Genomic DNA, 6,444 nt, shown 5'->3' on the forward strand with positions numbered 1-6,444 from the left:
GAGATCACCGGGTCCGTTTCTCCATTTGGCCGAGGAAGCCCCAGGCGACCAAGGCCAGGAGGAGAAATCCAAGCCCCGCTCCCAGATAGACCTCCTCCAAGCCCACCTTTCCCCCCACTGCCCCCGCCAAAAGTGCCCCCAAAAGCCCGGCCGAGCCGCTAAGGAACCTCATTCCACCCCCTACCCGGCCCAGCAGGGCATCCGGGGCCAGGGCCTGCCTTAGCACCACCTCTTGGACCCCCAGGAGGATGGCGCTTATCCCCAGGAGGGCCACGAGGAGCAGGCCCAGGGGAAGGGGAGGCTTGAAGAGCAAACCCAGGACGGCCCCGGCGTCCATGAGGAAAAGGAGGCTAAGCACCCTTTGCGGCCTTTTGCCTTTAAGTTTCCCTGCCAAAAGCCCTCCTAAGGCCCCCCCAAGGGAGAAGGCGGTGCTGAGGAGCCCATACCCTATGGGTCCGTACCCGGCTTGGAGGGACCAGAGGGGAAGAAGGGCGAAGGGCATGACCCGGAGGAAGCTGGCTCCAAGGACCGCTCCGGCTAGCCGACGAAAGAAGGCTTCCTGGTACAGCCACCTCAGGCCAGCCAGCACCCCCGGGGGGGCTTTTCCAAGAGGCGGTATGGGAGGGAGCCTAGCGGCGAAGTGAATGGCCACAAAGCCTAGCGCGCCCCCGAGGAAAAAGGGCCAGGAGGGATTCTGGACGAAGAGAAAGGCGCCTAAGGGGGCGCCGAGAAGGTCAGCAAGGAGACTTGCCGTGTAAAGACGCCCATGGGCCTTCTCCCGTTCCTGCGGCACGAGTCTAGGGACCAGGACCCGGACCTCCAGAAGAAGCTCAAGGATGTTGTCTACCAGGTAAAGGCCGAGAAAGGTCCATGGACCAATGAGGCCGAGGCTTGTTCCTAAAAGAAAGCGCAGGAGACTGCCAGAGAGAAGCCCGAAGCTGAGGGCTTTTTTGCGGTCCGTCCGATCTAGAAGGTAGCCTGTGAAGAGGGCTAAGACGGAGGCACCCCAACCGATGGCGTGTTGCAGACCCAGGTAGAAGGGGTTGTCTAAGCGAGCGAGGTGGAGGGAGGCCGCGGTGCCTACGGCCCCCCCAGCGCAGCTGGCCAAAAACAGGATCGTGGCTAATAAGAACATCCTCAGCTAAGTCAAGAAACCCTCTACTTCCCAGACCACCCCGTCAGCAGAGGAGCAAACGTACATTTTCTCCGAGTCCTGAGAGAACCTTACGCAAGTAGGCATCCTTAGCCCTCTCACAACGGGAGGCTGGAAGTGGTAATTGCCAGGTTGAGCGGGGTCTACGGCAATGACTTCTCCCATCTCTGGCTGAACGGCAAAGAGCAATCCGGATGAGGGATGAAACCGCATCCCTCCTAGGCGATGAAGCCCCCAGGCTACCAACGCATTCGGATGGGCAACCAACTCAGAGTAGGTAATTTTCTCCGGCAATTCATCCGGATTTATGCGGAAGATTTGGCCCAGGCTTCCTACAGCGAGGTAGAAGAAGCCCCTTCCAGCAGCATCGTCAATCCAATTTTTGACACATCCTGCTGCTGCATACTTTTCCCACTTGTCGGGCCATGACTCTGGGGGGGTCAGCCCAGGCTCACCATGTCGGGCAGGTATGTCTAGGATAAAAGCTTTGGGCTCTCGCTCATGGTCACCTAGACTTAGACGGGTGATTTGTGTCATGAAGGAAGAGGAACTTTCGCTTACAAAAAAGGTCTCCCCCTTTTTCCCTAGGTTCAGCACGGCTAGGGTGTAGGGGCCCTTTAGGTTTTCGGCTAATTTAGGTAGTTTTGTTGCATCACCCCCTCCGGCGATATCCGCAATAGCTCCTCCCCACGTTTCCACAACGAGAACCTTGCCGTCCTCAGTAGGGCGAATAGCAGCGGGACCCTGTAGATTGTACACCAAAGGTTTAGCCTCCGAAGTGTCCCCCCCTTTTGTAATGTCCCGAACAGTGCCCGCAGTGTGTTCGGAAACCAAAAGCCTGCCGTCTGGGGTCCACTCCATGTGGGAGGGATTCTTCAAACCCCAGGCGAAGGGCCTCACGTAAACCCGCCGCGTCCGGCCGCCGACCTGGACCTCCTGCACTTCCTTAAGTGCCTCCTTCACTGAGGTCTTTGGAGCTAAGCCTCCCCCATCCCTTTGCCTTCTTGCCAGTCTCTCGCCGTTATCCCATAGATTTCCATGTCTTCCCATCGCCCAAATCTCCAAACGGCATCCCTCCGCCTTCCTTCCCACGTAAAGCCGACCCGCTTTAGCAGGCGGGTGGAGGCTTCATTGGAACTCAGCACGTTAGCTTCCACCCGGTTTAAATTGAGCCCCTCAAAGGCATACCGAAGTACCAAGCGGCTGGCTTCGGTTCCTAAGCCTTCACCCCGCCTAGACTCTTCGCCCAGGATTATGGCAAAGAATGCGGAGCGGTTTCGCCAGTCTATCGGCTGAAGGGCAACCTCGCCCACGATCTCTTCCGTTTCGCGGTGGATCACGGCAAGGACCCTGGCGTTGGGGTTGGCTCGCAACTGCTGAAGCCAGGCCTCCATCTCCTCCAGCGATTTGGGCAAGGGGTCGCCGAAGAAGGCGCGTGCGATAACTTCCTCCTTGTACATCCATGCGATGATTTTTGGCAGATGAGCTCGCTGTATCGGATCTAAGCGGACTTTTTCCCCCACGAACATTCCTACCCTCCCGGGGCGACGTAGCGGCGCAGGCCTACCCAGAAGCCTACACTTCCCAAGGCGAGGAATCCGAGGCCAGAGGCCCAAAGCGTGAGGAGGCCAGAACCCTCCAAGACGGCCCGTGCCGGTAGCGGCCCCAGCCAAAAGGCTGGGATCAGGCTAAGCAGAAGCGCCTTGATGGTGGGTTTGTACACGTTGGGAGGCCAGGTGGCAAACTGAACGAGCCCGGCGTAGGCCACCGGGAGCAGGCTTTGCACCCTGAGGCCCCAGAGGGATAGGGAGGCCAAGGCGAGGAAGAAGCCCAAGGCCACTAGGGAAGCGCCTATCAGGGCGCATAGGGCGTAGAGCCAGTTCACGCCGAGGAATACCAGGGTCCCCATGGACCAAAGAAGGTCACCTAGACCTGTGGGCTGGAGGCGAAGGGAAAGGAGGTAGGGCAAGGGAGGAACGGGAAGCGCAAGGTGGACTTCTAGCTCCCCCGTTTCCGCCAAACGGGCTAGGCCCAACACCCCGCCCCAGAGCACCTGCAAAAGCCCCAAGGCGCCAAAGGCCATCGCCCAGGTGAGCACTAGGTCCTCAAAGCGGAAGCCCCGTACCTCAGGGAAGCGCAGGAAGAAGAGGTAAAAGACCAAGAGCCAGAGGCTGTTGTTGATCCCTCTAGCCAGGATGCTTGCCCAGAAGCCCGTGGAGTCCTGCCACGCCTCTAGGAAACGGCCTCTCAGCAGCAAAGGCCAGGCTCTAAACCACCGGGACCAGGCCTCCATCTACACCTCCCCTCTTTCCGATAAAGCGGCCAGGGCTCGAGGAAAAAGGCGGGCCAGAAGCCCTAGGAAAACCAGGATCCAACACAGGCTAACCAGAAGCCAAACCGGTTCACCCCCAGCGGCCACACGGGCCGGCAGGTAGAAGGTCGCGGCCAGAGGTTGGAGGAGGAGGGCTCCACCTTCGGGCCAAAACTCCAAGGGCAGCACCACGGCTCCCCCCAAGAGCCGCAACATCTCCAGGAGGACTCCCAGGGCCATGGGTGAGGTAGACCGAAAGGTCAGCAAGGCGAAGGTGAGTTCCAAAAGGAAGTTCAGGATGAGGCCCAAAGCCAAGGCCGGAAGGCTCCAAAGGCTTAGGGAGGCAGATAGTCCTAGCGCCCCAATGACCGCGCCCCCCACGGCGGCCACCAAAGGGATCTGAAGGAGGGCGGTGGCCAAGTAGCGTTGAAAGCGAAGGAAGACAAAGGGGTACGGAAGGGCCAGGCGTAGGCCTAACTCTCCCCTCTGGGCCTCCTGGTGAAGCTGGCCCCAAAACCTGGGTACCCCCATGTAGAGGGCCTCTGCCGCCCAGAGGTACCCTAGGACCCACGGCGGCGCTTCCAGGCTTCCCCAAAGGGAAAAAAGCACTACATAGACGATTAAGGTGTAGCCGAGGTATAGTGCCATTCCCGGCCAACCCCGCCAGGCCTCCTTGAGATGGAATCCCAGGACGGCTAGGTGCGAAGCCACTCCTCCATCACCTCCTCCAGGCTGGGTTCCTGGACGGAGACTTCCCGCATGCTCCCGAGGGCCAGCATCTGCGATAAGAAGCTAGGAATTTCCTCCGGGGCAACCTTAGCTTCTAGAACATACCCCCCCTCGGAAACGTTGGCCCCTGGGGGAGGGTTTCCCTGGAAGGGATCCTGGAAGAGCACCCTGACGCGGCGGAAGTTCAAACCCCTTCGGAGGGTGGCGAGGTCCCCTAGAAAGGCCACCTTCCCGCGCCGCAGCACCAGGGCTCGCTCCAGGACCCCTTCCACTCCCGAGAGCTCGTGGGAAGCCAGGATGAGGGTAGTACCCCGGTTGGCCTTAAGGGTTTGTAGGAGCCCTAAAACAGATTTGCGCCCCAAGGCGTCTAATCCGATAAAGGGCTCGTCCAAAAGGAGGAGCTCCGGTTCGGGTAGGAGGGCCAAGGCCAGTTCCGCCCGGTTGCGTTGTCCCAGGGAAAGGCGGGAGGCGGCAACCCCGAGGAGGGAGGTGAGGCCCAGGGCCTCCGCCACCTCCTGGATCCTACGCCTGGTGTGCGCCCGGGAAAGCCCGTAGAGCGCTCCCCAGAGCTTTAGGTTTTCCTCCACGGAAAGCAGGGGCGAAAGGCGGGATCGCCCGCCCAGAACAAGCCCGTAGCGGCGGGCCAGCCGAGTGCGGAAGCGCCAGGGATCCAACCCCCAAAGCCGGGCTTCTCCTTCTTTGGGCAGGAGAAGTCCAGCCAGAACCCGGATCAGGGTGGACTTGCCAGCCCCGTTCCCTCCAAGAAGGGCCAGGCCCTCCCCGGGACCAAGGCGAAACGTGACCCCCTGGAGGGCCTGCACTTCCTCCTTAGCCCTCCGGAAGGTCACCCCTAAGCTGCGGGCTTCTACGGTGGGCTTGATCTCGTCGTGGATCACCGGGCTAGGGCCTTAGCGTCCGCAAGAGCGAAGGCTTCTTCACGGGCAATGCAAGGGTTGCATGCCCCACACGGGGCTTCCCCTGAGGCAACGCAACTCCACGTTTCTTCAAGCGGCACTCCGAGCTCGTGGCCCAGAGCCACCACTTCTTGCTTGGTAAGCCCTGAAAGGGGCATCTTGAGTCGAACTTGGTTAAACTCCAAAAATTTCTTCACGAGGGCAAGGTACGCCTCCAGCCTGGGGTGAGAAGCAAAATCGTCCTTGATGACGCCCAGGTAGACTTCCTCCACGCCCATTTTGGCCGCTAGGGATCCCGTGATGGGGGTCATCGTACAAGGGTCTGTCCAGCCAGCCTGTATCGATTCCCTTCCAGGGAAAGCCAGCTCCGGTGGGCTGAAAAGACGATCTCCGAGCTCAAAGTGAGGCACGCGGTTCCGGTAAATGGCAACGCCAAGGCGCGAAGCCACCTTTTCCGCTGCCCTCCACTCCTTTTGGGTGGGAGGCGTACCCAGGTCCAAGTAAACCGCCGCGAGACCTTCTAAGCCGTCCTGCTTCTTGAGCTTGTACAGGAGAACGCTGGAGTCTAGGCCACCGCTGAGCATCACCAACCTTTTCATGCCCTATCTCTCCTTGTACCCCTGGGAAGGGGTGCTCCCCTTCCGGGTACCCCCAAAGTAGCAAGGGGAAGGTTACGCAGGGTTACGTGGAAGGGGTTCCACGCTTGGCCTCCCGCGTAACCTCTGGCCCCCCGCGTAACCCTCCTCGTGGCACCCTAGGGGCATGAGGGGCAAGGTTCTTCTCCTCCTCCTGGCCTGGCTCCTCTTCCGGCCTTCCGAGCCCCATCTGGCCTGCTGGGACCCCAACTGCTTTCCCCCGGCCTCACACCCCGTACTCCCGGCGGAGCCTCGCCACCCGGGCCTGGGCGATGGGGAGGCGGGGGTCTTCGGGGGGAAGCCTCTCCAGGAGGGCCTCCCAAAGCTCCAGGTCCTCCCCCAGGCGCTCCGCCAGGGTGAGGAGGAGGTCTAGCCTCCCGCTGGCGAGCACCGCTTGCCTCAGGGCCTCCTCCAGCTCCAGGCGGAGTTCCTCCACCCCTGGGGCCTGGCTCCAGGGGAGGAGGGGGCCCCGGTAGAGGGCTAGGGCCCCTTCCAGATCCCCCTGGGAGAGGGCCTTTAGGAAGGCCGAAAGGTCCGAGGGGGGAGGGGTTTCCAGGCGGTAAGGAGCGCAGGAGACCCGGAGGCCTTTTCCCCGCAGGCGGTGGAGGAGGGCCTTCAGAGCCCCCAGGTTGGGCTCCCCGTAAAGCGCCTCCGCCAGGGCCACTCCGGAGAGGCCCTCCTTGTGGGCGAGGAGGAGGGCCA

The 6,444-nt window shown here is 61.2% G+C and carries 7 protein-coding genes and 1 pseudogene; all 8 read right to left on the minus strand.

The features are described 5' to 3' along the window. Window positions 1–4: 4 nt before the first annotated feature. A complete protein-coding gene (locus AC27GT_RS00960; protein WP_015716356.1) occupies window positions 5–1,135 on the minus strand; it encodes an MFS transporter in 1,131 nt (376 codons plus the stop codon). Between the two features lie 6 nt (window positions 1,136–1,141). Beyond that, window positions 1,142–2,218: a hypothetical protein gene (locus AC27GT_RS00965; RefSeq protein ID WP_487223389.1), complete on the minus strand. Its 1,077-nt coding sequence runs from the start codon at window positions 2,216–2,218 to the stop codon at window positions 1,142–1,144. Continuing rightward, complete coding sequence (locus tag AC27GT_RS00970) at window positions 2,131–2,682, minus strand: GNAT family N-acetyltransferase (protein WP_038050892.1); 552 nt, start codon at window positions 2,680–2,682, stop codon at window positions 2,131–2,133. Before AC27GT_RS00970 ends, AC27GT_RS00965 begins: the two co-directional genes overlap by 88 nt. Window positions 2,683–2,684: 2 nt before the next feature. Further along, entirely contained in the window at window positions 2,685–3,446 is a 762-nt protein-coding gene (locus tag AC27GT_RS00975) for an ABC-2 family transporter protein (protein WP_015716359.1), read from the minus strand. Beyond that, window positions 3,447–4,175, minus strand: a complete 729-nt coding sequence (locus AC27GT_RS00980) for an ABC transporter permease (RefSeq protein ID WP_015716360.1) — start codon at window positions 4,173–4,175, stop codon at window positions 3,447–3,449. Further along, the gene (locus AC27GT_RS00985; RefSeq protein ID WP_015716361.1) at window positions 4,160–5,089 is read right to left on the minus strand and encodes an ABC transporter ATP-binding protein; all 930 of its coding nucleotides are present in this window, start codon (window positions 5,087–5,089) and stop codon (window positions 4,160–4,162) included. The genes AC27GT_RS00980 and AC27GT_RS00985 overlap by 16 nt, the downstream gene beginning before the upstream one ends. After that, on the minus strand, window positions 5,086–5,706 hold the full coding sequence (locus AC27GT_RS00990) for a 7-cyano-7-deazaguanine synthase QueC (RefSeq protein ID WP_015716362.1): 621 nt from the start codon (window positions 5,704–5,706) through the stop codon (window positions 5,086–5,088). Before AC27GT_RS00990 ends, AC27GT_RS00985 begins: the two co-directional genes overlap by 4 nt. A gap of 262 nt (window positions 5,707–5,968) precedes the next feature. After that, a pseudogene (locus AC27GT_RS00995) lies at window positions 5,969–6,444 on the minus strand (hypothetical protein); the annotation flags it as partial.

It is taken from the genome of Thermus sp. KWY1 (assembly GCF_057547025.1).